We start from the raw sequence: 26,657 nt of genomic DNA, 5'->3' as shown, positions 1-26,657 counted from the left end.
AAAAGGAATAATCCCAGCTTTTTTATATAATTGTATGATCTTTTAAGTGGCACGGTTTGACCGAAATCACTGGCATCATCACTCCGAAATACCCACATGTTACGATTAGTACTTTTTATTGGTAGCTCTAAAATGGTTAACGAAATCTTAGGTTGATTCAATCCAGAACTAATATATGATCTTCAGAATGTAGTTGATACAAAAGGGCAGTATCCAGAAAACTGTGTAAAATGAAATTCGGGGTTAGTGCATATATTTTATTATACGAATGGTTACCCTTGGAGCTCTATAAGTACAATCGAATTTAAGAGAGTAGAATTAAATATTGCCTATTGACTGTTCTTCAATTAAAGGTAACACAATAGGATAATGTTCAAGAGAATTCCCATTTGCATAATCCTTATATGAATATTTCCCTACATAACCAATTAAATTAAAAATAAGTTGGTAGTACAAGTTTGTACAGTCATAATAACTGGCTAAGAAATCTTCCCACCCTCTTTTAATCTCATCACCATGGGCAGTCAAATTTCTCAGTAATTTCCATGAAATAATGAACTTTTTACTGATAACTCTGGTTGATGCAAGGTTATTTAGAACATTGGCGACACCAATACCATTTCTTGATTTTGAAAGGCGCTTACTCTTTAAATTTCCAATAATCTTATCGTGTCCAACTCCGGAACTCTCCAGTAATTTGATAGCAGATTCTAGCTGTATATAAAAGTCATCATCAGGAATATAAAAATTCACATAATAATCCTTACAGATATTCTCAATCTGAACACTCAATAAAAGTGCAGCAGCGAAAATATAATTGCGACTTCCAGAAACAATTCTTTTATGGATAATTGGCAAGTTATTTTGGGAATTTTTCCGCAGATAAGAAAGATAAGCTTTAAAAAGCGTCGTATGATTTGTAGTAAATTCTATACCATAATGGTGATTGGCAATAAGTGGTGGAGAAAAAGTAGATTTAGCAAGTAATAGGTTTCTTCTATTGAATACTGTGTGTCCTTTTTCAAGTAGATTAATGTAAACAACTTCAGTTTCAAGTCCAAGTACAAAATTAAGAGAATATGATATCATATTAATTAGGTCTTCATCAATCTGATATTCATCAGATGGAATAATCATTAAATCCAAGTAACCCTCGAATTTAGAAAAAACAAGTGTGAGTCCTTCATCTACCCTAACCTCCCAAACTTCCATATTTTCGGAATAATTAAATGATTCAACAAGAGTTGTTTTTACTCCAGCATATTTATTAATTGGTAAGCTATAATTTCCAGAGAAAACAACTCTCGTATTACGTTCCAATGTCCTTGAACACTTTAATGGTGATCTAATACTATATATTGTGATATTGTCCAATATAGAAATCCTAGTAAGATGTTCAGCTTTATATGTTTCAAGATTTTCATCTTTTGCTAATAGTTTATAATATTCCGAAACCTTCTCGCCTTCTGGGTTTCTTACAACTCCACCAAACATAAACTCTAATCTTTCGTCCTGGTCATAAGACACATCTGAAAATAGTTTGAGTTTTAACTGACCAAAATTGTCTTGAAATATGTATCCTTTTCCATTAAACACCAATTCTCCATTTGTCACTTGGATCTCAATCAAATCAACTGAATACTTATTTTCTAGCAAGTGATGAACAGTTTCCTTTAATCTTTCGTTATTAGTAAACATAATTTTTTTGAAACTTTCAGGTTACATTATATTATCAGATTTTTCCACTTATATCTTTTAAAGATATAATTATCGAATACAATAAAGTCTTTTTTTTCATAAAACCTAATTGCCATTTCCACTCTAAACTTCTTTACCAGTCTATATCAAAAGCAAAAGTATCCTCCTCACCGTCATCCTTTTCCGAATCATACCCATATTTGGATCTACTAATGGCCTCATTTTCAATGTTAGCAATAGTTTTCATATGTTTATTGAAGTCAATTATCCTAATTTTTCTGCTAACGAGGTTTTCAAAGTCTCGAGCAAAAGGCCCTGAAAATCTTGCCGATGAATAGCCGGAGGAACGAGCGACTAAATGATGTAGCCATTTCTCATCGTCTGTAGAAAGATTGTTCCCAAGTTTAATCAGCGATCGTATGTTACAAAGACCTGCTTGATGTCCCGCTATAAGTATTGCTTTAACATATCCGTTCTCACTTTTAGAAAGATCAATTAGCAAGCTGTCAGAAAGCTTGATCTTACAAACAAAAGCAAGCCATACTAACCATAAAATCTCATGATGATGATTTGCTCCGATTGATTTCTTAATGATTAGTTCAATTACATTCTTCCAACCTTCATTATCAATATCTTTCTTGATTGCAATTCTTTTTGCAACTAATAGGCAGGAGTAATCCAGACAATGAGGGAAATGGAAAAGAATGCGTTGCAACTTTGGCTCAATTTCTATCCATGATTCATCCAAGTAACATTTACCCTTATCTAATTTACGAAGAACCAATTTCATTGGACTTTGAGATCCGATCCTTTGGGAGACTTCAAAAGCCTTATCTAATATATAATTAAACCGCTCAATGTCATATTCTGCATTGGAGACGTAGAGGTTGCGAAGCTCCTGTGCCCAAATATCATCAATTGGTTGAAGGCCAGACAATAGCTTTGTTTTATTATCATTGATCTGAAGTTCAAAGTTTTGCAAAATATCTCGTAGATGAGAAAGGACGATCGAGCCATCTAATTCCGAACGTACACCGATATAAAAATCATCCACATGTCGAACCCCACCGACAATATAATCCTTTGCCTTTTTACAAAGCAGCTTGTCTATTTCGCAAGCAATGTATTCCGCAATCACTCGAAATGCATCAGGTCCTACAATAACTCCTCTTGTTTGCCCATTCTGACATTGCTGGGTGAACCAATCCAAGTTGTTAAAATAGGTTGTTCTGGAACTTCTATCAGTATCAGCTTTTGCTATTTGTACACCATGTGCAACCCATGCTAATGAATGAGTATAAATACTAGGAAAAAACTGAGCAATATCCGTTTTGATAATGTATGGAGCATATTTTATTTTCGAGGACATTTTGGAAGTAATCTCACTTAATGCCGGAATAAGTAATGCCCGATCATCTTTCTCTCCCCCAATGCTAAAACTACTCAATCCAAATAAGGAAGAATTCAGCTGATCTGTAAATATTTTCCAATGGTGTCCAATAAAATGACAAATATGAAAGTAGGGGATTGGATTTACTGTTCCATAATAACGCCTATTTCCATCATGCTTGGTACCACTATATCTGATGTATGCAGAAGATTTTTTATGAAACTTAGATAGCTCCATTCCCTTGATCATGCCTTTAAAACTTCTTGCCATATTATAGCTATCAAAACAAGGCGGAAGAACTTCGGGAAAAAACCCTACCCTTAGTAGGGCATTACGAATATTTATTCCTTGACTCATGGAACGTTTTAAATTAGTGGCCAATTATATTGGTACTAATTTAATACTTAATTAGGTTAAATTTAAGCGCGTATCACTTAATTCACAAAGAGTCATCATTACATCGCTAAGTACCTCGTTCATTATTTACACAAAAAAATCAAAGAACATCAAGAAAAAGATATTACACATCGTATGATATATCTAACCACAAACAAGATTGATCCAATAGTTCGTGTAATATATTATACTCCAAGTATGTCTCTGTCTTAGAAAATTTATGAATTAAAAATGTCAATATTAATGACCGAACCAATTTTAAAACATAAAACAGAGAAACAAACCATATAAATAAAATCCCTCTAATTGAAATCTTCTGAATGTTTTCAAGCATTTTTGCCTCATAACAAATAATAGATATGATATCAGCATAAAGAAATGCATTAACAACTAAAAAAAAAGCGACCACCCTCCCACTTTTCCCCCCCTATCTTATCAAAAAACCAATCCATTGAATATTACTATTTTATATTTATCATCGCATATGCAGTATTTCACCTATTAAGTCACTCTACTACAACTGCTTTAGATAAAACACCAACTAGCTACATCTATCCCTTCCTTATCCTGCTTCTAAAATACCTCTCAGTATCCTTATCCATAAAACAAACATAACAAGCCTTCATTCCACGCCCCAAAAGAACCCGGTAAGTGTTCTTAACAAGCTGAAGAAAATCCTTACTACTCTTAACCTGGCCATCATAACTATTTCCAGGAATCCCCTCCCACTCAGCAGTATCTGGATTATACTTTAGATCTTTCCCAAATATTATCCCCGCATAATCAAATTCAAAGCCCTGAGCAGTATAAACACATCCAACTTGGTCAATCCCTCCAGCATCATAAGCCCAGAACTGTGATTTTGGAATTCCCTTACGCATTCCTGTTAAACCTTCCTGAGCATTCCATGGCCGTTTATATTCACCTATCTCGACATCATTAATTAAATCATTATTCTCATCAAGACGTTTCGACCATGGCCAACAAAAACCAGCCATTACTCTTGCCGTATAACCTTCTTCAGCTCTAGCTCTTATAGCTGTCTCTAAAGCTTCAGGAGAATCCATAATAGTAAATTCAAAGTCCGATTCATTTATCCATTCTGTAGTGGCAGTTTTTCGGATATGCAAAGTATGATCAATCCAATCACTATACCGCTCAGAACCCCCATTACGAAACTGAGCTTCCAGATCGTATTCATAAACTTTACACCCAGCAAGCTCTGCTTGTTCTTTTATAAAAGCAGAAGATCCTATCTCACCTTTACGTACCGCCTGATAATCATCTATAAAGAACACTGATACTTTGGCCGCATTCAATAGATCTTGAACCTGTGGTCTACCCGTAGACTTAAATGGATAACCTGTTTTCTCTCTGATCCGATGTGCTTCATCCATCAACAACACATCAATTTCATTAGGTTTGGCCTCACCATAAGACATAAAGTACTTTAGTAAGCTCTTTGAGTTATCACCAAGTATTTTACGCAAAGTCTCTGTAAAAGCCTTAGACCCTGTTGCATATTGAGTATTGAAGTTTAATGCTGCAAGATCAGCTAACAACTGTAAGCCAATAACAGACTTGCCAGTACCTCCACCTCCTTTTACAATAATTGCATGTTTTTGCTTATGCTCTAAACCTTTGCGTACAATACTCATTACAGTATCGTAAACAATCAACTGCTCATCAAGAAGTATGTAATCACCTTTAGTTTTAACTGCCCCAAATATTTTTAATTCACCTTTAAGCTTTTGCTTAATAACAGTAGATACTTGCTTCAACAATTTTTTAGATGGACGCATACGACTCTGCTCTATCTCGGCCAGGATATCCATTCCATCACCTTGATCTACCTTATCAGTAATGAACGAAGTTAATGCCAATCTATCTTCTGATGAATAAATTGGAAAACGAGTAATACTTTTTTGAAAACGTATATCAGTAAGAACATCTTCATTGCCAATCGTATAATTATGGAGATAACTACACGCTGAAAGTCCGACTGGATGATCACCGTCATAGAACACCGTACTATTATCCTGAAGGTAATACATATAATTACCTACCTGTACACTTGGATGTAACACAGATCTATTACCTCCTCCTACCCAAGTTACCACGTAATCACTATCATAATCTGTTAACGCACATTTCTCCCATTGTTTGAGTTCGATAATTACGGCATTCCGTTTTTGATCTCTGTCCTTACCACAAATGATCACATCAATACGCTTTCCACTTAAAGGGAGCTTGTATTCGACCATTATACCCTGATCAGTAAGATTTGCACGCTCTAATATATCAGACAGGCGAAAAAGAGAATTCCTCCATGACATGACCTCATTAATCTGTGCTTTGTAGCCAAATTGCTTCAAGAATTCAGTCTCCAATAGACCTGCAATTTGATTATTTACATTAAGTGCTATGAAGTTCGTTGACGAACCGGCGTATAACCTCATAGTTCGTTATATTTTTTAGATGTTCCTTTGGCTTTAGCTACAGGGTATTTCTCTGCATTTTTTAGAACTTTGTTGGAAACGATTTCGTTAATATCCAGATTGTATTTTTCAGCGAGTAAGATTGCATACGCAAATACATCAGCTAATTCATCTTTGATTTTCTCTACATCCGCTTCTTCCGACTTCTTCCATAGAAAAAGTTCATTTAACTCAGACACTTCTATAGATAGTGCTAAAGCTAAATCTTTAGGGTTATGAAACTGCTCCCAATCCCTCTCATTCCTGAATTCTACTAAAATATTCTTTAAATCTTCCCAGTTTTTCATTCCTTATTAAAATATTTTGAAAAATAAGGAAAGTTTGTGAGTAATTAGAAGCTTTGGAGGAATCCACGATATTTTCTCCAAATTTAATCATGAACACCAGTATGTTGCTATTTTTGATGTAAGGGTTAAGATCCAATATCCTAATCCCCAAATTTCATTTACACAGTTTTATGGATACTGCCTTTTATTATTTAATATAATATTAGTGCACTACTTAATTTCGACTGGCATCCTTAATGAAATGAATTAAGTTTCGCTTCTGGCAATCATCTAAACTGTCAATCCTTTTAACGACCTGCGGAAACACCTTTTTGTACATCCCATTATGTTTACCTACAAATATGAAATTACTCAACTTTAAGCTATCGAAAGCGGCCAGTTCTTTAAAAATCGGGATATTCTTTTTAAATCTTGGGACATCATTAATCAAATGGCAGTAACGACATTCACCAAGCTTTAATATAACAGCTTCGCTCTTTGATAAATCTAATCTACAGGTATCATTTTTAGTATACGTGACATCCTTAATATGCTTTGATTCCTGACTGTTACAAGAAGACAAAAACAAATAAATTATGAAACTACCTAAACTTAGCCTTACTGCATGTAAAATCATTGTATCCATCGTTTAAAGCGTTCGTAATTGAATAGCAATTTACAAAGAAGCTATTCCTATTTACGTCCTGCATTTTTAATAAAATGAATCAGGTTCTTTCTTTCACAATCATCCAGGCTATCAATGGCTTTATTACTGCTTGGATAGGATTTAGGATACATACCTTTGTGCCTGCTCTTAAATAAATAGTCACTCAATTTTAGACTGTCTAATGCAGCAATCTCATTCAAAATAGGGATGTCCGCCCTCATTCTAGGTACATCAAACATCAAGTGACAATGTCTGCACTCTCCAACTTTAGCTATAGCCATAGAGCCTGTACTTCGTTCTAAACGACAGGAATCCTTTAAAACAGACTTTGATTCTCGGCTCTGAAGCGGTCTATTATTGTTACAAGCAACAATAATAAAACAGATCGCTAGACTACCTAAACTTAGCTTTATTATATTGAAACCCATTAGATTTATTGTTTAAGAATGTTCTTAGTTGGTTCACCATATTGTTCCCCGGATTGGAATAAGTTTTTTTTGTCATTGCCCTAAGATCCTGCATAATAAAATTATTCATTGTTGCCCTTTCATTATCATTAACAACTGCCCCCTTACGACCTATATGATACATCAAACGATTTTCCAGGCCAGCATCTTCCAAATCAGATAAACCCAAAACATGGAAAAACTCATGTACACCTACAAGATAGTCTTTTTCCCATTCAGAGTAAATAACAGTTGCAGGCCCACCATCAAAGTTTCCTGCGATACCTCCATGTGCATGGCTTCTACCAAATTTATCAGTAAAGCGACTTCTTATTCCATCTACAACTGCTAAAACAAAATCATTACCAGCCAAATAGCTCAAACTTGGAATCTGTTCGACTTTCGCCGTATAATTAAAATTGTACCTAAGGCTATAAGTGTAATTTTTATTTGTAAAGGAGTTTTTTGCTGAGTTATATTCATAAAAGTTGGCGCGGCCATCAGCGCCTCCCCTTAACTTACTCACTATCGCTTGCTCAGATAGCTTCATTAAACTTTGTATACGAGGTACACCTGAAGTAGTTAAATCCAGGACTTTTAAAGTAATCAAGATATCTCCGGATAAAGTCAATTGACCAGAACCGTTATCTATTATTCTTAGATTCCTACCAGTTATTCCTCCAGACATGGGTCTACTCTGAGCGGATAAGATATCTCGCTTAATCTGTTCTAACAGCATAACTTTATAATAAGTAGATTAATCAATACAAAATACCGATTTATTTCTTTATATCATGTTCCATCCAGTGTTTCATTCCAGATATTAGTCCTTTTTCATGAAATCCATATTTATCGTCGTCAATAAGAAAGATCTTTTTCAGATAACGCGTAATAGCAAATTCCTTTTTTTCTAATAAAATAAATTTATATAGCTCTATATGAACAGATAATAGCTTAATATCGACTATGCCAAGTCTCTCCTTTAAATCTACGTGGTGTTGAAGGTACCTGAGTAAAACATTATGTTTATTTAGATCATGATATATTTGCAGCATACCCCTAGGATCATCAGGAATATTATTAATCCGGATATTTGGAAACCATTTTTCTATCGCCAATAAGGCTTCGTTTAATTCTGATGAATGCATATAGTCATCAAAATATTTAACTTCTGTTACTGGAAAATCAGTTATACCAGTTAATTTAAACGCAAGCATTCTATGATTACCTTCACAAACAATTGTGATACCACTATTAATATAAAATCGGACACGAAGAGTATCCGTTGGTAAAGGCATACTTTTAATTAATGTAAAAATAGCTCGTGCAGTTACTAGTGGATTTCTAGCTCCTCCTTCATATGTGAATCTAACTCCTCTCTCATGAGGCCATGTTCCTTCAATAGAGCCATTAAATATCATTTTATTACAGTCAAATCTTTCAATATTTTTTGGAACTTCCTTTGTAGCCTTTTCTATTAACCATTTTTCATAATTAGAAGAGATCACATTAGCCCAGATTTTACTACCCGTAAAAATGTCATTTATAATTATATCATCTACCGCAAGTCTCTCTAGTAGTCTTTCATTACCTACACAATTAGTATCATCAATACATGATTGTCCATATTCGTTTAGGATATCATTTGCAATTGCAATAACTCTTTGTTGGCCTTTTGACTTCATAATATTATTTAATTTCCGTTTAAAGTTATCGGAAATATAGATAAATATTAAACAATAAAATATTTTTTTTATATAAAAAACACCAAATTACCTAAAATTACAACATCTATAGTATACATTATTTCTTTTACCCCAGTCTACTATTCAGTACCGAATAAACAGACCGCATAAACTGAATTAGCTACTTTTGAGCAGAAATGGGAAACTAAATATCAGTATGCACCGAAGTTGGCAGATTAAATTGTGATTACCATAATGCACTCTTTGAGTTTATGTAATAATCCCCTATCTTATCGATAATGAAGTTAAAACTTTCGTATTCCATCACAATTTATTTAATTATAGTATTTATAATAGCATGTGTTTTCTCAAATCTTGAATCTATTCGGGAGCACACTTTAGGATTCATATTCTATTTCACTCTTATATTAACTGCCTTTTATTTCTTCCTATCACGATATAGCTGCAAGCTTGATATCGATGGTAGTACACTCCATATTAAATACCTAATGCCTTGGAATAAGGATGTACATATTGATTTAAAAAACTTTAAATATTTTGATTACGGAAGAGGATTTTATAATCTTGTCTCTGAAAGAGAGAAAGGGTTTATGAATTTATTAAGATACCCTTATGACACTATTGTTTTAAGCGAAGGACCTGACTTTAGCACTAATATTTTAATACTAAAAGTCAATTTAAGACTTGGACAGTTCAACAAATTACTCAATTACCTAAAAACTCCAGTGGGATTAAAATTAACAGATTCAAATGGTTCTGGAGGCTATTTTTGGTAAAAATTGAATTCTCGCCTCCTAAACTGATTCGAAAAAAGGGAGGGGTACACAATGTAACCAATCCTGAAAATCGAACTGTAGAAGATGCGAAAATTCGCAACTATAAAACCCAGGCTTATAACTCTTTCCAAAAACTAACCTGGTTCGCTGAAGTTTTTCAAGCTTAAATATAGAATCATGCTCAACCCAAATGAATTTCTTAATCTTCCAACTCATTTAGTAAATTCTGATTTCCCAGAAATGCTTTTATGAAGCTTTCAAGCGAATTAAAAATCTCTTTATCAAAATAATAAATCTTATTTTCACCATTCTTAGCTTCCTTATCAATCGCTAGATAAACGCCTTCATTTATTTCAAAAAAAAGCAATTTATCCCCATCATACATATTATCATAAACTTCTAAGTCAGGATCTCCTTCATAATGTTCTTCTTTTAAAGTAATTTGAGCAACTTGTAGTGGTGATAAGAGTCTGTCAAAACTACCCTATTTTTTCGCCAAAAGAAACCATAACCAATCTTATTATAAAACTCAATAAATTCTTCAGGTAAAGAAAAACCCAATTTTTCTTCAGCAGCTTTAATTCGATCATCATCTACAGGATAAAAAATATGATCTTGATTATTTTCATTAGCGGTATTGGCAACCCAGAAGGGAATTAACGTTCGAAAATTTAGTATTTGAAGTAATTAATCAATCCGATTATATCGTGTTATTCTTCAGTTGGATAATTATTTAAATTAAATGTCCCAGGTTCAATATCAGATAAAATTGCTTTTAGTAGTAATCCTTTTTTATATTCACGGGTATAATTTTTCAAAATATTGATTGGAGAAAAAATAGTCCCGTATTTTGAATAATTAATAACAACCGGTTTTTTAAAATACAATGAATTAGGATCTTCTATATCAAGGCTCCATTTACCATTAAAAGTTTTCACAACCACTTCTCCAAGATAGCGAGCACAAGTAATAAATAAATCATGATCGAAATTAATCTTTTCACTTTCAACAAACTTTTCAAAAATTGCAAGACTGTCTAAAGAATAATCAAGGGAATACCCTTTTTTTTCCGCATAATCTAATAATGGCTCAAGTCTATCGTCCATTTCAAAAAGCCATATCTCAAATTTCTCTAGCTCTTCTTCTTTATTAACCTTCATAATATTTTTAGTTTAAAGAGGGATTTTAGGCCCAATATGTACTTTAATACCAGCATCTTTTAATGCCTCCAAGCATGGCTTAGATGCTCCTTTCTCAAGAATATATTCTACATTAAATCCCTTATCGATTAAAGTCTTATCTTTCAATATATCTAATTTCACTTGTTCTGTGAGACTCAATTTACCAGTTTTAAGCTGCCCCATATAGTCTTTAGACTCGTTAAATATATCAATTTGTCTATTAGTATGCGGAGTCTTGACAGTTTTACTATTCCCGCCTAATATATCTCTATATGCCTGCTCCCTTTGTAATCCATAGGTTGCATTTTTCATGTTAACATCATACTGCTTACTCCATCTTTCATAACTCCATTTCCCACCTCTTTTTTCGTAAGCAGCCCACCTTGCAGCTTTGTGCTCCGCCGTACCAGCAATTAGTTTAACTTTTTTTGTACTTGTAGAAACCACTTCACCAAGTGTTCTCCCCTTCTCGCCTTTATTTAATAAATTAGCTCCTTCAGTTACCTTTTCTGCCAGATTAACAGCTTCTGACCCTTTCGAAAGCACATTTGCACCTTCCCCAATCTTAGCAACCACATTTGCCCCCTCACCAACCTTAGAAGCAACATTAACAGCTTCTGCCCCACTAACAACCGCCTTAACCTCACCAACACCGGTAAACATTAATGCAGCTTCAAAACCTCCACGCCCCGTATATCTGCCCCAATCCCTGGGATTCTGCTTTACCGCCCAATCTTTAGCCTGTTTTAATCCTTCTCCGGTTTTAGTTAAAGCTGTTTTTGCTGCACCTTGTAAATTCCCAGGAGTAGTTACCCAATTATAAGCGTTTCTATGTGCCTCACCAACTGCTTCTGCAGTCTTTTTTAAATTATCTTCATTAGTTACCCAATCATACGCTTTTCCTGTAGCGTCTTTTGTAGCTATTACTGCATCTTTAATTTTCCCCGCTGTTTTTACAGGATGCAGCGCAGCATCTATTCCTGCATCAATTACTTTATTTTCCAGTTCACCAAGAAAGACTAATCCCTCACCAATTCCTTTAACACCACCGTATATCCCCTCAGATAATCCAAGCTTAAAGTTAGCTAATCCACTTAAAGGACCTGCATTATTAATTTTTTCTTGTGCATCAAATTGCTTTTGAAACCAGTCATCAACCTTTGCCCCGATATTTTTAATCCCGGCGCTTTTAATCGCACTGCTATTTTTATTGATGGCAGACATCGCATCAGGCAAAGTAAAATATATGCTAATCTGCCCTCCAAGCGCACAACCCAATTTAGAATCTTCAAGCAGCTTACGGTATGGACCAATTGTTATACTTTCTTGCACCCCGCTCCACAGAGTAGGTAAAGGCTGACAGATTGATTTCGTTACAGAGCACACGCCCATACATCCAATATTTACATTTGGAAGCTTATCTGCTTCTGTCGCAGAATTATTGCCAAATAAACTAACACTCTTATGATTCGTTACTTTTAGCTTGCAAAAACCAAGTCCTTTATTGCAAACCAGATAAACACCATCGGGAACATATTTCTTTGCCATGGCTTAATTATTTAGAGGCAAGATTGTACATACAGTCCGGTACATTAACGTACCTTCTATTGCATATTGCGTTAACTGTGACGATTCAGAAATCAAATGATCCGGATCAAAACTGTAGCTTTCCAGATGAAAACCATCCAAACGAGTATTCAGATTATAAACATCCGTCATCTTTCGTAAAAGTTTAGCTACTCCATCTTTATCTAAATTTTCCTGATCAATTTCACCCTCTATTTTTATCGTACAATTACCCGTCTGAGCATCATAATCTGCCAGTTTAGCTACCGTTTTAAAAGGAAGCGCAATAGCTCCTATCGCATTCGTTATGTTTCTATAGCCATCAATAGCATAATCACTCTCCTTTTTAAAATTTTCAGCATACAAGCCGGGTAATAGTCCATGGTACAAATAGGATGTCCTTAAAATCCTTTCTAATTCTCCATCGGTATATAAAAACGCGATTGCGCTATTAATAATAGCTTTACTCTGTAAATCTTTATCATATTTTTCAGCAATTGAAGGTTTTATCTCTATCCACAGCTTTTTAATTTCCGATAAATTCAAAACATGTAGAATACTACCGCTTTTATCAGTTTCGATAATTAGTTTTTTTCTTAACTGCGCCATATCCAGCTCAAGTGGTTCAGTACCATCTTTTTTCAATTGCCACTGTCTTAATAGTTGAATAGTAAAAACATGGCCAGACTCAGTTTTACGATCTAGGGTCATCAACAGATCCGTTTCTATCTGATTATGATAAGTAAAAGATTCCAACGTGTAAGTAGTCTCCTGGCTAACCCGATATGACCTGGTTAGTGGTTTATTCAATTTGACATCGACCATATATTCCTTCTCTATCAGCATATCAGCCTTTGTTAATTTCTACCTTACCACCATTTATTGAAGCCACTGTAGTTGCACTAATGGATATATTATTCTGCCCATCCAGCGTAAGATCTGTTTCGGTAGCACTAATGTTTATTGCTTTAGCTTTTTCGTCTATCAGATCTTTAGCTTCTGAAGTGATGGTCTCTGCTTTTATATCGAGGGTTTTAGTAGCTGCGGCTGTTTGTTCGGGAGTTGCCCCCTCTTCTGGAGCAAGATTACCAATGGTAATTTTAGCCGACTGTATATCAATACTCTCACTAAAATTAACACTTAATGTTTTACCAGTAATCGCGACATGACCATCTTTATTCAGCGTAATAGTACTTTCGCCAGTCTGGATAACAATTTGATCATGAGCCTGAGCAGTAATCCGGCCCTGACCATTTTTAATATTTACAAAGTTTGCTGCACTGGTACCTAACAATAATGCGTGGCTTAAATCATCGAACGATAACGCGCTCCCTTTCCTTGATGTCAGCCCTTTAGTATTGCTATTTTTAAATCCTTTACTATCCCCACTTTTACCATGATATACGCTTCCCAATACTACTGGTCTGGCAATATTCCCTTCTTCGAAAGAAATCATAACCTGGTCTCCTTTTTCTGGGATCACATGGAAACCTCTGTTCACACCAGTTTCACCTGTACCTGCATTTGGGCTCATTACCCGCAGCCATTCTGTTGGATCGTTAGTTTCACAAGCCCATTTAAATTTAACCTTTACACGCCCCTGCCCCTGCGGATCATCATTATCCAGTACATCTGCCAATTGCATATCAGGATTTGGGCGTTGATAGTTCTCAACTGATATCCTTTCCGTTGTCGAAACTAAACCTTCAAACTTATTCTTATAATGACCTCTTTCGTCAATAGTATGCTCTACAGAAGTGATCAGGAATTGACCAAGACTTTCAGTAGCAAAAGTAATCCCCTGTTTTAAGCTCATCGTTATTTCTACAATTGACCCTAATGCCACCTGCGGATTATCACCTGAGCCTGTTATTTTTAACAGCTTACTGATACTTGCTTTTTCTTCATTATCTACCTGATTTTTAATATCACTGCCATTATCCACTCTGATAGTCGAGGGCTGGTTAAAGGTCTTGCTATAGATCTTGTTAGAAGCATTTATAGCGTGTATAAGGTCTGATCTTCCATTAGCCTGCCCGGTACTCTCACTTTGAAGCATTTCGTCTTGCCTGGGGTTGTATGCAAACCGTTTATTCTTAATCGGGGCAACCTCCATTCCGTATTGCAGGCTATGTACGTCCCTTCCATAAAATAAGGCAACCTCCTTTTGCTGATCAGGTTTACCGAAGTTAAGGTTCACGCCGTCATAGAAAAACCATTCATAGTACTCACCGCTTAGCCGGTTCAGAAACTCAAAGTCACTCTCTCTGTATTGGATTACATAATCTATTGGAGCTTTACGACTTGCATTGGCTACAATAAGCAAATCATTGGCCGGTGTATCATGAGTAGCTAAAGAAACTATATCATTTAGTGATTTATCCAGGTAAGATCCCAGATCGGGGCCCCTGTCAATCAATATTGTTGGACTATAGCCACTCACTATCAAAATACCATGATAGCCGTTACTTTGAGTGAGTTCCACTTTTGTAACTATTCCAGCAAAGTTTTGCGGAGTCTCAGTTAGATATCCAATTGAAGCGGTTAAAGTTTCTCCCACAAAATCCCGGCTATCATCTAAAGTGATTAAACCAGGCAATCCAAGCTGATCATGGTTAAATTTAAGCTCAAAATAATGGTGTGCATTAAATTTCTGTTTAAGAGAGAATGATGTGAAATGCAAGATGGCTTTATCACCAATATGTATTTCCTTTATGAGATTGATTTCCATGATATTAGGATTTAGTATCAATAATACATCCCCTAATTGCCTGTAATAAAGTTTATTACGTGAATTGGCGTTATTCGGTGGCAAACATAGCTATAGCCGAGGTTTAGTTGTTTAGTTTATTTATATAATTCACTGTTTAGTAAACACTTATACCTGAATGATAGTAAGCTGCCCCTACAGTGCATATTGAAAATCAATAATAACCCAAATAAATCCGTTCTAAGATGTAAAATATTAATTCAACCTAAAAATATGTAGTTAGTCAAGAGCATACAATTAAACTGAGTATTTCCATGACATCGATTCTTTGTCCTGCCATATCTGATTTAAGGGTTCAGATACAAGGTTATTAAAAATCATAAAAAGTGGTCGATGATCTCTATAATAATCGCTATCCTTTTGGCCCAGTGATTATCATATTAGACAAGTTTTGTCAAATGCTTAGCAAAGCTCATCTACAAGATGGAAAGTATCACTAATTTTATTGATATGATTAATCGAACTCAGGTTAAAATTAGATAAAATCATTATGATTCTGATCAGAATCAGCTATTTACAAGTGAAAATTTATTATATATTTGTGTGATTATAGGTATATATTAATGCAATCGACTGAAATTAAAATAGGTAGTCTTTTTTTTATAATTGTGGGTATATTACTTATTGTAGGTGATTTAGTAATGGCAAATAGGAATCTGGAATTTATCCGAAAAGGTGTCGTGACAGAAGGTGTTGTGATTCTTACCAAATATGGAAGATTTCATCCGGACATTAGGTTTAATACCACAAATAATGAAATGATTACTTTCCCACAGAATGGACTTAATAAGGGGTATAAAGTGCATGATACGATGTCAGTATTATATGACCCTAATCACCCGAATAATGCTTGTATCAATAGTTTTGGCCCTTTATGGGGTCATTATCTGGCTTTTCTGATTATGGGTCTTGTATTTGTCGTATTAGGTACCATCAAACTGCTGTATCCAAATACGAGTTGGTTTTATTTTAATTTTGAAAAATAAGTAATATAAAACATACTTAGTTGGCTCTATTAAATAACAAACTATATTATTGGAAGGATCTAAGGTAAACTTAGATCCTTTTTTCTTTGTTGGTGGAAATCTAATCTTCATTTTATCTCATCTCTGAATTTACTTTCCATTAAGCCCATCACATCTTCTCTTCTGTAATAAAGACAGCCGACAATAATCACAGACTTCAATAATCCTTTATTTCGCCATCTTCTTAAAGTACGGTCGCTAATACGGAACATAGATTTCACATCATTGGTATCTAACAAATTTCTTTCATGAGCGACAAATTTCTCCTGCTTTTTCGTACTCATCATTTCAGCCAGGACATTTATCAACAAATTCACTTTATCGTTCATTTCCATATTCGCATGATTAAATTTTAAACTATCTGAATTATTTAACGATTATTAAATAATCACATTAAGGGGGAATAATCAAAAAAGTATTTATAACTCTTTTGCAAAATAATTTTACGTTTTTCAAAAGGAACAGGTTTAATAGCATAGTAATATAATAAATATTATTTATTAAAAAGAAAACATAATATCTTTTTTAATAATAATTATATAATTACACAATTAGGTGTAATTACCAAAAGTTAATACTAATCAACTTTTATCCAATCAGAAATTCTGTAAATAGTCTTGATATGTCTCTTTTTTCTATAAACCCCATCACCTTCCCTGCTGCCCTGAATATTCGTATTCCCTTCTACACTATTTACCCAATCCCCTTTTTGATTAACTATCAGTCCAACATGAGCTATCCTTTTCAATTTAACAAAGTATATACCCAGCAAATTACCTGGTAAAGCAGAACGTGCTAAACGGGATAAAGGGAAAAGATCTGGTGTCCACCCTGATCGTGGTTTATCATATCCAGCCTGTGCAAAAACCCAGCTCACAAAACCTGCGCACCAGGGCTGCCCTTTTTTTAAACTTACACTGGTCAAATAAGTCTCTACACGAAATCCGTCATTGTTTCCAGTTATTTCCCTCACTCCTATTTCATTTTCCGCAATACGAATAAGAAGCTCTCTTTTTTGACACTCCAGAGCGTTGAAGCTAAATTTGTTATTTAACAGATTGCGATCAAGCAAACCGAAGCCGCTAATAATAACAAAGCAAAGGATGCCCAGTAAAAGCCTAATTGTTGCCATGACGGTAAAAGATTAAATTGTGAAACCATAAATGCTAGAGCGGGTAACTTCATAAGTAGCCAAAACCATTGTAGTAACCACCACGATAAAGCGGTTATTAAAAGAAAGCTAATCATGCTCAATAAAACCAATAGCCAGATACTTTGATCTATGCTACCAACCCTTTCATCAAACAAGTTGAGAAACCTGGGCGCAAAGCACCATATTAACAGCAAAACTGCGAATATCATTCTGGGTTCCGATCTTTTTAAGGAGATATTGACAACCGGTAATAATTTAATTATACCCGGCAATTCTATAGTTTTCATATTCATCACATTTTAAATTTTAAGAATTTATTAGTTATTAGCAGTGTTATTATATAAACCGGCAAACTCGTCAGCTTGCCGGTTTATTCAAATCCTATGCAATAGCTTTAATAGGCCCCAGATAAACACTAGTACTTACCTTTTTACCATCTAAAGAAGAAAAGTAAAACCAGCAATGTAAAGTGTTACCGACGATAGTTTTAGAAAGCATACGTGCTTCTAATTTACCAGAGGTTCTTACCGCGGTCGGTGGAATTAGAAAATAATCCTTCGTTTCATCGTAAATTATTAGACTAGCTCTATCCGTAGAACGCTCCAAACGTTCATCTTCTGTGTTAAAATCCAAAGGATCATTGGCCCAGCTGATTGCTACTTTACGGCCTAAAACTGGCACTGCTAAAAGGTCTTGTGGACTATCCAACTTTCCAAGAGTCAGTTTTAACTTAGCATAATTAATCGTAAATAATGGAGACATACCTGAGATAGCTTCCTTCAGATTGAATTTAACCGCTTCATTCATCGGGCCAGACAGTTTGTTGCCAGATTGGTATCCTTTACTCACAACCTCATTAACAGCACCTAAAAATCTGGTTATTAAGCCAAATTTAGTACGTTGATCAATTTGTGATCTCACTGGTGGCTTACTGGTTTTTTTTGGCAAACTTTTCATTACATCCAACGTACGCCACCTGACACCGATTACTGTTCCTACTTTTCCTGAGAATCCACCAAGGATTCCTGTTCTGATCTTTCCCATTTTCTTTAATTTTAAACAATGAATTATTCTATTAATTCAAGTCAATAGCATGCCGGCCGCTTAAACTCGTTAAACGAAAGTATATCAATAAATTAGCTCAAAAATAAATTGACCGCAATAGTCCGTTATTGTCCGCAATTGACCGGATTTGACCGCAATTGTCAAGCACTGAAAAAGCTTTCTTTATTAAAAACAGGATTAAAACAAGAAAGGCCCCCCAGTTAAGGAGAGCCTTTGATCATAGCTGCTGCAAAATTAATCGAAGTTCAAACCTGGCATTTCTATCCATGAACGATTATCCTGATTGGTAAAAGTGCCGGGGCTTAAGATTGCATCACATATGACTGCGGGATTAAATGATTTACTATTTAACAAGGTAACACCATTATAGAAACTCAAAAAAAGTACAGCGATACTTAGACAACCGGCTGGAATTTTAAAAGAAAAATCAATCCGATTTATTAATTCTTCGTTCTTTTTAAGGGTAATGCTATGTTTTTCCGGATTAAGAATCCTTTTACCGTCTTTTAGCCGGATTAATCCGACTACGAATGTTAGTTTGCATTTAGTTGCATACCTTGGAAAACGCAATTTTGGCGCGTTATCTGACTCATAATAAACGATCTTCATAATTCCCTGATTGAGTTCGATTTTCGGTTTTAAATTCAAAATCTTTTTTACAGGAGATTTAATATTAAATTCAAAACCGGCTAAATTACCAAAACTGTTTTGCTTAAAAAGGTATCCTGTTTTTGTGGGATTCTCACATGCTGTTAGGGCTGTAGTCAATGCACTGGTAAATCGAAAAACATAACTTGTTTCATTCATTCCACCGACGGTAGTATGAAATATGCCTCTAATATGTTTTCCAAGCATGCTACTTTTACGAAAATTCTCTGATGCCTTTTTGGTTTCCACCGATTGCTTCATTGTGCCTGGCACAGGTCTTTTTGAAACGACCTGTACCCCATCTACTACTTTAAAAATGAAATCGCCCAGGATTCCCTTTAAAAATTTACCGTCGAAAATTGCCATAAATATTTGCTTTTTCATCAATGTAGAGCATTTGTGCTAAAGAGTATTATCACAAGCAGGCAATGTCCGTAATTGTCCGCGGCTGTCTGCAATTGTCCGTAGTTGTCCATGTTCTGGTCAAAGGAAAAATTACAAAGTTCATCAGTCTTCCACTAGTCACGCTTTGTTTGTGCCTGAGTGGTGGTCGGTGTAAGACCAAGCTTTAAACAGCTTTTAAGCGTAGGTACTCTAAGTCATTTCAACTAGTTGAAATGACTTAGAGTTGCCATGCTCTCGCGTTACTTCAGCACTGCTCTTACCCTAACGACTACTCAGGCAGTACTCAGGCAGTACCCGGCAGATATACTCATGTAAATTAGAAGGCTGAACTCTTTCCAGATGATGTGTATCGTTCAATTTCTTCCGGGTCTTTTTTACTACACCGATTCAATCCCTCAAGCTAATAAAGCCTATAAACTATGTAGATGCGTAGCAGGATATTACGCAACAAAAACTAGCAAAGCCGTCGAAAGTTATAACGATTGAAGAAAAACCTAATTTTACCTTCATAAGGCATATCTACCCTATCAAACTTCGATTAACATAATAAAACATTTTTTATCTGTAAGAAATAGTATAATTTCAAGAATTACAAAAAATTATGAAAAAGAAAAAAAACAGCGCCGTTAAGCTTGTATTATTATTACTGACGTTAGTCCATATCTCCTGTAAAAAAGATAAGACTGAAAATGTCTCTAATTCTAACGTGGAAGGAACGTCTATAGCTAGTGCAAAAGAAGTTTTTGAAAAAAAATCAAAAATTATCGAACCAAATTATACGGGTGAATCATTTCTATCAAAAGAGTTATTAAAAAAAAGAAAGTTAGATTGGGATAATGCCTTTTCACAAAGTAACGGAGACACAGTTGCAGTATTCGTACCTATTATACTTTCTGTAAGAATTTGGTTGAGCAAGGAAGAGGGTTTATCCTGATCACTTAATGGAGAGCTCTTGAACTGCTCGTATTCTGCCAGCCGCTGCCGAACCGTTAACCGATGAATATGGAGTTGCTTTGCTATTTTTCGCTGGCTCAGCCCTTCCCGATAATAGAGTAATATAATCTTATGATTTGTCTCCACTTCTAACATGAATTATGGCCCCTTTAGTTCATTCTAAAGGGACGATTTAATCCTTGCTAACTGGTACACTTTTCAACTGGATATTGGTACACTTTTCAATTGGTATATACAACAAGAGTAGATCTATCAAAAAAGTACCTTGAAACATTTTTTAAATCAGCAGTTTATTACAAGTCAATCTTGATTTTAATGACAGTACCCCGTGACATAATTTCTGTTAAGTTACCAAATTCACTTAACTTGCTGTCTACTCCAAGTGCAATTGCAACATTAAAGTTGACATTTAGTTAAGCGGCAATATTTTGTTTATTTAAGTTCCTTCCAAATTCTTCTGGTGACAAGTATCCCAGTGCAGAATGTAGTCTTTTACGGTTGTGACCTCTCCCCGTAAAACCGGACTTTTGTAAAGTAAAGATTTGTTTTAAAAAGTCAATATTTTTGAATGAAGTTTTTGCAATAAGGTCGCTTTCAGTTATAATTCACAACGATGATCTATCATGCATCGTGTTTTTCATTATGCCCTTTGTGTTGCACCACTATTTTACCACCAACACCACATTGGCAAGTGGAAGCTTCAGTTAGTATCTTAGATAGTAATGAATAAAATCTCTCATATCAGAGGTATGAAAGTGATGGTTGACAGAGATTTTGCTGAACTATATGAGGCTAGTAGGTGCACCTTGAGGGATAATCGAATTTCGCTTGTATTTTCGCCCGTAACGTTGAACCGACTCAACACAACAAATTCTAGCCATCTCTATTGCCACTGATTCATTGAAGCCAAGGATTTTAAACTAGTATACGGATCAAGATAATTAATCACACTTTATTTATTCAAGTATAATTAAATTCATAGACAAAATTAACAGTAAAATACTGTCAAACTAAAAAAACTATCGGCATAAGATTTGAATTACAAACAACCAAACACCTGTTTATCTGTTCATTATACAATTAAAATGAACAAACAACCTTAAAAAACACTGCACAAAGCGTTCAGACAAATGTTACCAGTTAAATATTTTAACTGAACAGAATGAATACATTTTAATGTAATCCCAAGCAGTAACTTTGTGTAATTATTACACAATCAATTTTACTTATTTTCTCGATCATGGTAAAATCTACTCACTCAGCACAATCATCTTTTATTAAAGAGCCCATTGCTATCGTGGCCATGGCCTGCCGTTTTCCACAAGCACCAGATCTTCCTTCCTTCTGGAAATTATTGAGTGATGGAAAAAGTGCCATTTCGCCGATAACAAAAGAACGGTGGAATTTGCAGGATGGCCTTATTGATGAGATAACAGCAAGAATGCAAGAACACCTTAAAGCTGGTTTGGTTGATCAGATTTATAATTTTGACGCACTTTTTTTCCAAATATCCCCAACCGAAGCAGTCGAAATGGGTCCTTCACAAAAACTAATGCTGGAACTGGCCTGGGAAACAATTGAGAATTCAGGAATAAATTTAAAAGAAATAACAGGTACTAATGCAGGGGTATTTATTGGTAGCACATGCAATGAGTTTGAGCATTTACGAAAGCACAAAAAAGCGGAGGAAACTTCATATTCAGCAATGGGCCGCGCATCTGGCATTATACCTAGCCGAATTTCTTTCTTTTTCGGTTTTACAGGCAATAGTATGCTGGTAGATACAGGTTGCTCCAGTTCATTGGTCGCGTTGCATCTTGCCTGTCAGAGTCTGCACGACAGAAGTATTGATTCAGCTTTTGTAGGTGGCGCAAATCATCTTCTGGATCCTGACCTTTTTTCAATGCTTGCCAAATTAGGGGCTTTGTCTCCATCTGGGAAATGCAGTACATTCGATCAAAAAGCAGATGGATTTGCCCGTGGAGAAGGTGGTGGGATGTTGTTGCTCAAAAGACTCGACGATGCACTCAAAGATGGAAATAAAATTCTGGCAGTTGTTCGCGGCTCTGCTGTAAATAATAATGGCTACAACAGAAGCCTTCCAGCGACAAACGTTTCAGGCCAGCTGAGGTTATTGGAAAATGCATATAAATCAAGCGGAATTAGTCCCAATCAAGTACATTATGTTGAAGCACACGGTAGTGGTACTCCATTAGGTGATCCAATGGAAGCAAATGCTATTGGTAATTTCTTCAACCAGAATAGAAAACAGAAATTGCATATCGGTTCCGTAAAAACAAATATTGGTCATCTGGAAGGAGGCGCTGGAATTGCAGGCTTAATAAAGGTAATACTCTCATTTGAAAATAAACTATTACCCCCGCATCTTAATTTTGATAAACCAAATAAAAGGATAGATTTCGAAAAGATAAATCTTCATGTTCAAACGACTTTGACCCCATGGCCAACTAAAGGAAATGAGACACTTAAAGCTGGGGTTAATTCTTTTGGATGGGGAGGAACAAATGCACATTGCATACTTGAATCTTATAAACAAAAAAAATCGGTTGTTGTCGATACACCTCATAATTATGAACGCTATTTCTTACCCATTTCCGCAAAAACAGTTCCTGCATTGGAGGCTTATTGCAGGCTTTACATACAAGCATTTGAGTTGGGGTCTGAACGGAATTTTCAAGACATATGCCTTGCATCCAGCTTATTAAACAACAACTTCAATAAAAGACAATTATTTTCAACAGGGAATAAGACAGAAATGCTCGGCGCTCTGGAAAATTTCCTCCAACTTAATAAACCATTTAAAGCTTTAGATAAAATAAAAAATAAAATAGTGATGGTATTTCCCGGCCAGGGGTCTCAATGGTTAGGTATGGGAAAAGAGCTTTTTTTGAAAGAACCAGTATTCAAAGAAACAATTATAGCCTGTGACAAAGCATTTAAGCCCTATAAGAATTGGTCTTTAATAGAATTACTAACTCAACCAGAAACGAATGAGGCAGAGCGCATCGATATGATACAACCTATTCTCTTTGCTATTGAAGTTGCTATTGCTAAACTTTGGAAATCTTGGGGAGTAGTGCCTGATATAGTAGTAGGTCATAGTATGGGTGAAATTGCTGCAACCCATTTATCTGGGATGCTCACTTTGGAGGATGCTGCTAAAATTATATGTACAAGAAGCAGTTTAATGCAAGGTCTTAGTGGACAGAATTCAGGTATGCTAGTCACAGAATTACCCTTGACTAAAGCGGAAACAATCCTGCTTAATTATCCGGATATTTCAATTGCGGCCATAAATAGCCCATGTTCTACTGTCCTTTCAGGACCTTCAATTGAAATTAATAAATTGATCAAAGAACTGGAAGCAGCGGAAATATTTTGCCGACGAGTAAAAGTAGATGTAGCATCCCATAGTCAACAGATGGATGCTATACTAACAGAATTCAAGATTGCACTTCGGAATTTACAACCTGAAAATGGCCACACCTCTTTTTTCTCCACTGTACAAGTCGGACTTCTTGAAGCTGAACAGCTGAATAATGATTATTGGGCTGCTAATCTTAGAAATCCAGTACAGTTTGCTGATGTTATTATCCAATTAATTAAAGATGGCTGTAATATTTTCATTGAAGTCAGCCCTCATCCTATTTTATCAAATGCAATAGCTGAATGTGCCAGTAACAGCGATACTACAGTTAATCTTGTCAATTCCTTTTACCGGGATAAACCAGTACTGGATGCGATGTATAATAACTTGTCAGAATTGCACGCTCTGGGGCTGGAGATTTCTTGGAAAAATGTTTATCAGCTGGATAAAATACCAAGAGTGGAAGTACCTTCTTATCCTTTTCAAAAAGAGCTATATGAACTGGAGGACAATTCGGACGAGATTTTGGCGTACAAAAAGAAGGACAAAAATTCAATTTCAACTATAAAAAACACTCTTTTAAAACCAGAAAGGCATTTCTCCGAACGTTTACAGGAAATTCCACAAGAAGATGGAAAAAGGCAGCTGCTTGAACAATTATTTATTCAACTTATTTCACAGGTTACCAAGGTTTCTATTGCTCACATCAATGCTGAAATGAGTATGAAAGAACTGGGAGTGGATTCTTTGATGGTTGTTTGGTTAAAAGGGCAGCTGGAAAAGAATTTAAAAACAACCCTGCCAGCAAAGCTATTTTTAGTAGAATCGGGTATCCATGAGCAGGCGTTAATATTATATAATTTCCTAACAAATCAGACAATCATTGATCCAGCTCTTCCCCTTTCTGAATCATCCTCATTACTGATTAATAATATCCCTAAACCGAGCGCGCACCATCGCCTGTTCTGCTTTCATGATGCGGGTGGCAGTAGCTCCATGTTTCAGAACTGGGAGCAATCAGCAGGCGATAGCATTGAGGTAATAGCGATAGAATTACCTGGGCGTGGGTTAGGTTGGGATGAAGAATACAAAAATGATTTTAATCACTTACTACAACAGATTGTTCAAAAAATAACACCTCTGCTGGACAGGCCTTATGCATTTTACGGACACAGTATGGGTGCACTATTTGCGTTTGAAACAACCCGTCTCTTAAGAAAAAAAGACACATTGTTGCCGCATCAACTATTTTTCTCTTCTAGCTACTCTCCAGTATTTTATAAAGAGAAAGGTGTGAAACCAACTATTAGTAAGGCCAAACTGATCGAGAAATTCCCTTATCTAAATATGAATAAGGAATTACAGGACTTATCAATTAAACTACTACGAAGCGATCTTCATTTATTGCATAACTATCAATATGAAGAACAGGATTTATTAGCTATACCGATCACATCTATATTTGGTGAACTTGATCAGCTGATAAGAATAACAGATGCTAAGAGCTGGCAAATAGAGAGTTCACTACCCTTAAAAATTATTGGCAGACCAGGAGGGCATCGCTTTATTGAAAATGATGAGGAATTTATCATTTCTCTGATTCAGGAACAAATAATTCAACAACCAACTTATTATCAATAAAATAAATGATGAAAGAATTTATTAAAAGTCAGCTCATTGGTACATGGGTTCTTATTTCCGCAGCTTATGAAAATGAAAATGGTGAATCAATATTCATCCTGGGAAAAGAGGTTAATGGCATTCTTATGTATGATAAAAATGGTTATATGAATGCGCAGCTGAGTTCAAAAGATCGCAAACTTTTTATAGCTGAAGGATATAATGAAGGTACCACACTGGAAACATACCATGCTTTCCAAGAATATATCGCCTATTTTGGCAGATACGAGGAAATTGAGCCTGGCAAAATTGTACATACGGTGCTGGGCAGTTTGTTTCCAAACTGGATTGGCAGTAAACAGATAAGATTCGCTAAAATAAATGGAGATCTGCTTGAATTGACTACTACCCCTGTTTCTTCAGTGAATGGAAAAATTGTGGTTAAATTGAAGTGGAAATTATTATTAAACGCCGATTAAATGAATTCAGTTCCGTCAGCCTCCTGAGACAAATTGATCTTTCCACCAATAAAGTTTAATATAGCCAGTGTCAAGGCTACAGCAATTGCCAATACTATATTTTGTTTAATTACTTTTTTGGTACGTCTGCCTAAAGAAATAGCAAAGGGAATACTTAAATATTATCAGTCCTTAAGAAGAACAAAAAAATTAGAAGTTCATAGAATATTAAGTACCCCCGGCCGTGCTAAGGTCGAACCATTTTGAGCAAGTTTTGGTTAAAATGGCATCTATACAATTGAAATAGGCTTGATTTAATTATGAATAGATGTGATTTAAAACATTACATCTATTCATATCTCCGACCAAAATTCTCTATTTCTTCAGATTGATTCGTACCCATGGACGGGAATACTTTGAACACTTAGAACGCTTTTTGGGGCTTATAGAACCAATTATTGATGATCTAAAAGGAAAAGGATTTATAAAATAACAAAAAATATTAGGATTTATCTAGCATTTTTTTCTTTAGATTGCCCTTGACCAGTCTTGCTTTGAACCATAAACTTGATATTATCAAA

At 35.3% G+C, this 26,657-nt stretch carries 21 protein-coding genes and 1 pseudogene; 5 read left to right on the top strand and 17 right to left on the bottom strand.

Going from position 1 to position 26,657, the window contains the following annotated elements; genetic code table 11:
* Nucleotides 1–318 precede the first annotated feature (318 nt).
* The 7 genes from ABIB30_RS21510 to ABIB30_RS21480 all read right to left on the bottom strand — a co-directional run bounded on the left by ABIB30_RS21510 (nucleotide 319) and on the right by ABIB30_RS21480 (nucleotide 9,046).
* Nucleotides 319–1,698, bottom strand: a complete 1,380-nt coding sequence (locus tag ABIB30_RS21510; protein ID WP_354305104.1) for a hypothetical protein — start codon at nucleotides 1,696–1,698, stop codon at nucleotides 319–321.
* Nucleotides 1,699–1,831: 133 nt separating this feature from the next.
* Nucleotides 1,832–3,445, bottom strand: coding sequence for an RNA-directed DNA polymerase (locus ABIB30_RS21505; RefSeq protein WP_354305103.1), 1,614 nt, complete (start codon nucleotides 3,443–3,445; stop codon nucleotides 1,832–1,834).
* A 590-nt stretch (nucleotides 3,446–4,035) separates the two neighbouring features.
* A complete protein-coding gene (locus ABIB30_RS21500) occupies nucleotides 4,036–5,943 on the bottom strand; it encodes a DNA/RNA helicase domain-containing protein (protein ID WP_354305102.1) in 1,908 nt (635 codons plus the stop codon).
* Entirely contained in the window at nucleotides 5,940–6,269 is a 330-nt protein-coding gene (locus ABIB30_RS21495; RefSeq protein ID WP_183888619.1) for a nucleotide pyrophosphohydrolase, read from the bottom strand. The genes ABIB30_RS21500 and ABIB30_RS21495 overlap by 4 nt, the downstream gene beginning before the upstream one ends.
* A 672-nt stretch (nucleotides 6,270–6,941) precedes the next feature.
* Entirely contained in the window at nucleotides 6,942–7,196 is a 255-nt protein-coding gene (locus ABIB30_RS21490; RefSeq protein ID WP_184661838.1) for a hypothetical protein, read from the bottom strand.
* A 112-nt stretch (nucleotides 7,197–7,308) separates the two neighbouring features.
* The gene (locus tag ABIB30_RS21485) at nucleotides 7,309–8,100 is read right to left on the bottom strand and encodes a hypothetical protein (protein WP_354305101.1); all 792 of its coding nucleotides are present in this window, start codon (nucleotides 8,098–8,100) and stop codon (nucleotides 7,309–7,311) included.
* A gap of 40 nt (nucleotides 8,101–8,140) precedes the next feature.
* Nucleotides 8,141–9,046 carry a hypothetical protein gene (locus ABIB30_RS21480; protein ID WP_354305100.1) on the bottom strand — a complete coding sequence of 302 codons (906 nt, stop codon included), beginning with the start codon at nucleotides 9,044–9,046 and terminating at the stop codon, nucleotides 8,141–8,143.
* A 509-nt stretch (nucleotides 9,047–9,555) separates the two neighbouring features.
* Here ABIB30_RS21480 and ABIB30_RS21475 point away from each other — a divergent pair.
* Nucleotides 9,556–9,843: a hypothetical protein gene (locus ABIB30_RS21475; RefSeq protein WP_354305099.1), complete on the top strand. Its 288-nt coding sequence runs from the start codon at nucleotides 9,556–9,558 to the stop codon at nucleotides 9,841–9,843.
* Between the two features lie 432 nt (nucleotides 9,844–10,275).
* Here ABIB30_RS21475 and ABIB30_RS21470 read toward each other — a convergent pair whose 3' ends face one another.
* From ABIB30_RS21470 to ABIB30_RS21450, 5 genes are all read right to left on the bottom strand, one after another.
* Nucleotides 10,276–10,452, bottom strand: coding sequence for an SMI1/KNR4 family protein (locus ABIB30_RS21470; protein ID WP_354305108.1), 177 nt, complete (start codon nucleotides 10,450–10,452; stop codon nucleotides 10,276–10,278).
* A gap of 101 nt (nucleotides 10,453–10,553) precedes the next feature.
* On the bottom strand, nucleotides 10,554–11,003 hold the full coding sequence (locus ABIB30_RS21465) for a hypothetical protein (protein ID WP_354305097.1): 450 nt from the start codon (nucleotides 11,001–11,003) through the stop codon (nucleotides 10,554–10,556).
* A 12-nt stretch (nucleotides 11,004–11,015) separates the two neighbouring features.
* Entirely contained in the window at nucleotides 11,016–12,572 is a 1,557-nt protein-coding gene (locus ABIB30_RS21460; protein WP_354305096.1) for a PAAR-like protein, read from the bottom strand.
* 3 nt (nucleotides 12,573–12,575) lie between these two features.
* Nucleotides 12,576–13,436: a hypothetical protein gene (locus ABIB30_RS21455; protein ID WP_354305095.1), complete on the bottom strand. Its 861-nt coding sequence runs from the start codon at nucleotides 13,434–13,436 to the stop codon at nucleotides 12,576–12,578.
* A 1-nt stretch (nucleotide 13,437) separates the two neighbouring features.
* Nucleotides 13,438–15,321: a type VI secretion system Vgr family protein gene (locus tag ABIB30_RS21450; RefSeq protein WP_354305094.1), complete on the bottom strand. Its 1,884-nt coding sequence runs from the start codon at nucleotides 15,319–15,321 to the stop codon at nucleotides 13,438–13,440.
* Nucleotides 15,322–16,001: 680 nt separating this feature from the next.
* Between ABIB30_RS21450 and ABIB30_RS21445 the strand changes: the two genes are divergently transcribed.
* Entirely contained in the window at nucleotides 16,002–16,346 is a 345-nt protein-coding gene (locus ABIB30_RS21445; RefSeq protein ID WP_502931098.1) for a DUF3592 domain-containing protein, read from the top strand.
* 107 nt (nucleotides 16,347–16,453) lie between these two features.
* Here the strand turns inward: ABIB30_RS21445 and ABIB30_RS21440 are convergent, their stop codons facing one another.
* The 4 genes from ABIB30_RS21440 to ABIB30_RS21425 all read right to left on the bottom strand — a co-directional run bounded on the left by ABIB30_RS21440 (nucleotide 16,454) and on the right by ABIB30_RS21425 (nucleotide 19,617).
* A complete protein-coding gene (locus ABIB30_RS21440; RefSeq protein WP_354305092.1) occupies nucleotides 16,454–16,720 on the bottom strand; it encodes a helix-turn-helix domain-containing protein in 267 nt (88 codons plus the stop codon).
* Between the two features lie 242 nt (nucleotides 16,721–16,962).
* Nucleotides 16,963–17,517, bottom strand: a complete 555-nt coding sequence (locus tag ABIB30_RS21435; RefSeq protein ID WP_354305091.1) for a C40 family peptidase — start codon at nucleotides 17,515–17,517, stop codon at nucleotides 16,963–16,965.
* A 402-nt stretch (nucleotides 17,518–17,919) separates the two neighbouring features.
* Nucleotides 17,920–18,582, bottom strand: coding sequence for a DUF6266 family protein (locus ABIB30_RS21430; RefSeq protein WP_354305090.1), 663 nt, complete (start codon nucleotides 18,580–18,582; stop codon nucleotides 17,920–17,922).
* 255 nt (nucleotides 18,583–18,837) lie between these two features.
* Nucleotides 18,838–19,617, bottom strand: a complete 780-nt coding sequence (locus ABIB30_RS21425; protein WP_354305089.1) for a hypothetical protein — start codon at nucleotides 19,615–19,617, stop codon at nucleotides 18,838–18,840.
* Nucleotides 19,618–20,257: 640 nt separating this feature from the next.
* On the opposite strand from ABIB30_RS21425, the gene ABIB30_RS21420 reads away from it, so the two are divergent.
* Nucleotides 20,258–20,590 carry a hypothetical protein gene (locus ABIB30_RS21420; RefSeq protein ID WP_354305109.1) on the top strand — a complete coding sequence of 111 codons (333 nt, stop codon included), beginning with the start codon at nucleotides 20,258–20,260 and terminating at the stop codon, nucleotides 20,588–20,590.
* Nucleotides 20,591–20,622: 32 nt separating this feature from the next.
* On the opposite strand, the pseudogene ABIB30_RS21415 reads toward ABIB30_RS21420, so the two are convergent.
* A pseudogene (locus ABIB30_RS21415) lies at nucleotides 20,623–20,745 on the bottom strand (sigma factor-like helix-turn-helix DNA-binding protein); the annotation flags it as partial.
* A gap of 1,105 nt (nucleotides 20,746–21,850) precedes the next feature.
* Here ABIB30_RS21415 and ABIB30_RS21410 point away from each other — a divergent pair.
* Both ABIB30_RS21410 and ABIB30_RS21405 read left to right on the top strand, forming a co-directional pair.
* Complete coding sequence (locus tag ABIB30_RS21410) at nucleotides 21,851–25,639, top strand: acyltransferase domain-containing protein (protein WP_354305088.1); 3,789 nt, start codon at nucleotides 21,851–21,853, stop codon at nucleotides 25,637–25,639.
* 5 nt (nucleotides 25,640–25,644) lie between these two features.
* Nucleotides 25,645–26,097, top strand: coding sequence for a lipocalin-like domain-containing protein (locus ABIB30_RS21405; RefSeq protein WP_354305087.1), 453 nt, complete (start codon nucleotides 25,645–25,647; stop codon nucleotides 26,095–26,097).
* The last annotated feature ends 560 nt before the right edge of the window (nucleotides 26,098–26,657 follow it).

Source organism: Pedobacter sp. UYP1 (assembly GCF_040547305.1).
In the GTDB taxonomy this organism is placed as follows: Bacteria; Bacteroidota; Bacteroidia; order Sphingobacteriales; family Sphingobacteriaceae; genus Pedobacter.
This window is presented reverse-complemented; position numbering and strand designations above follow the sequence as displayed.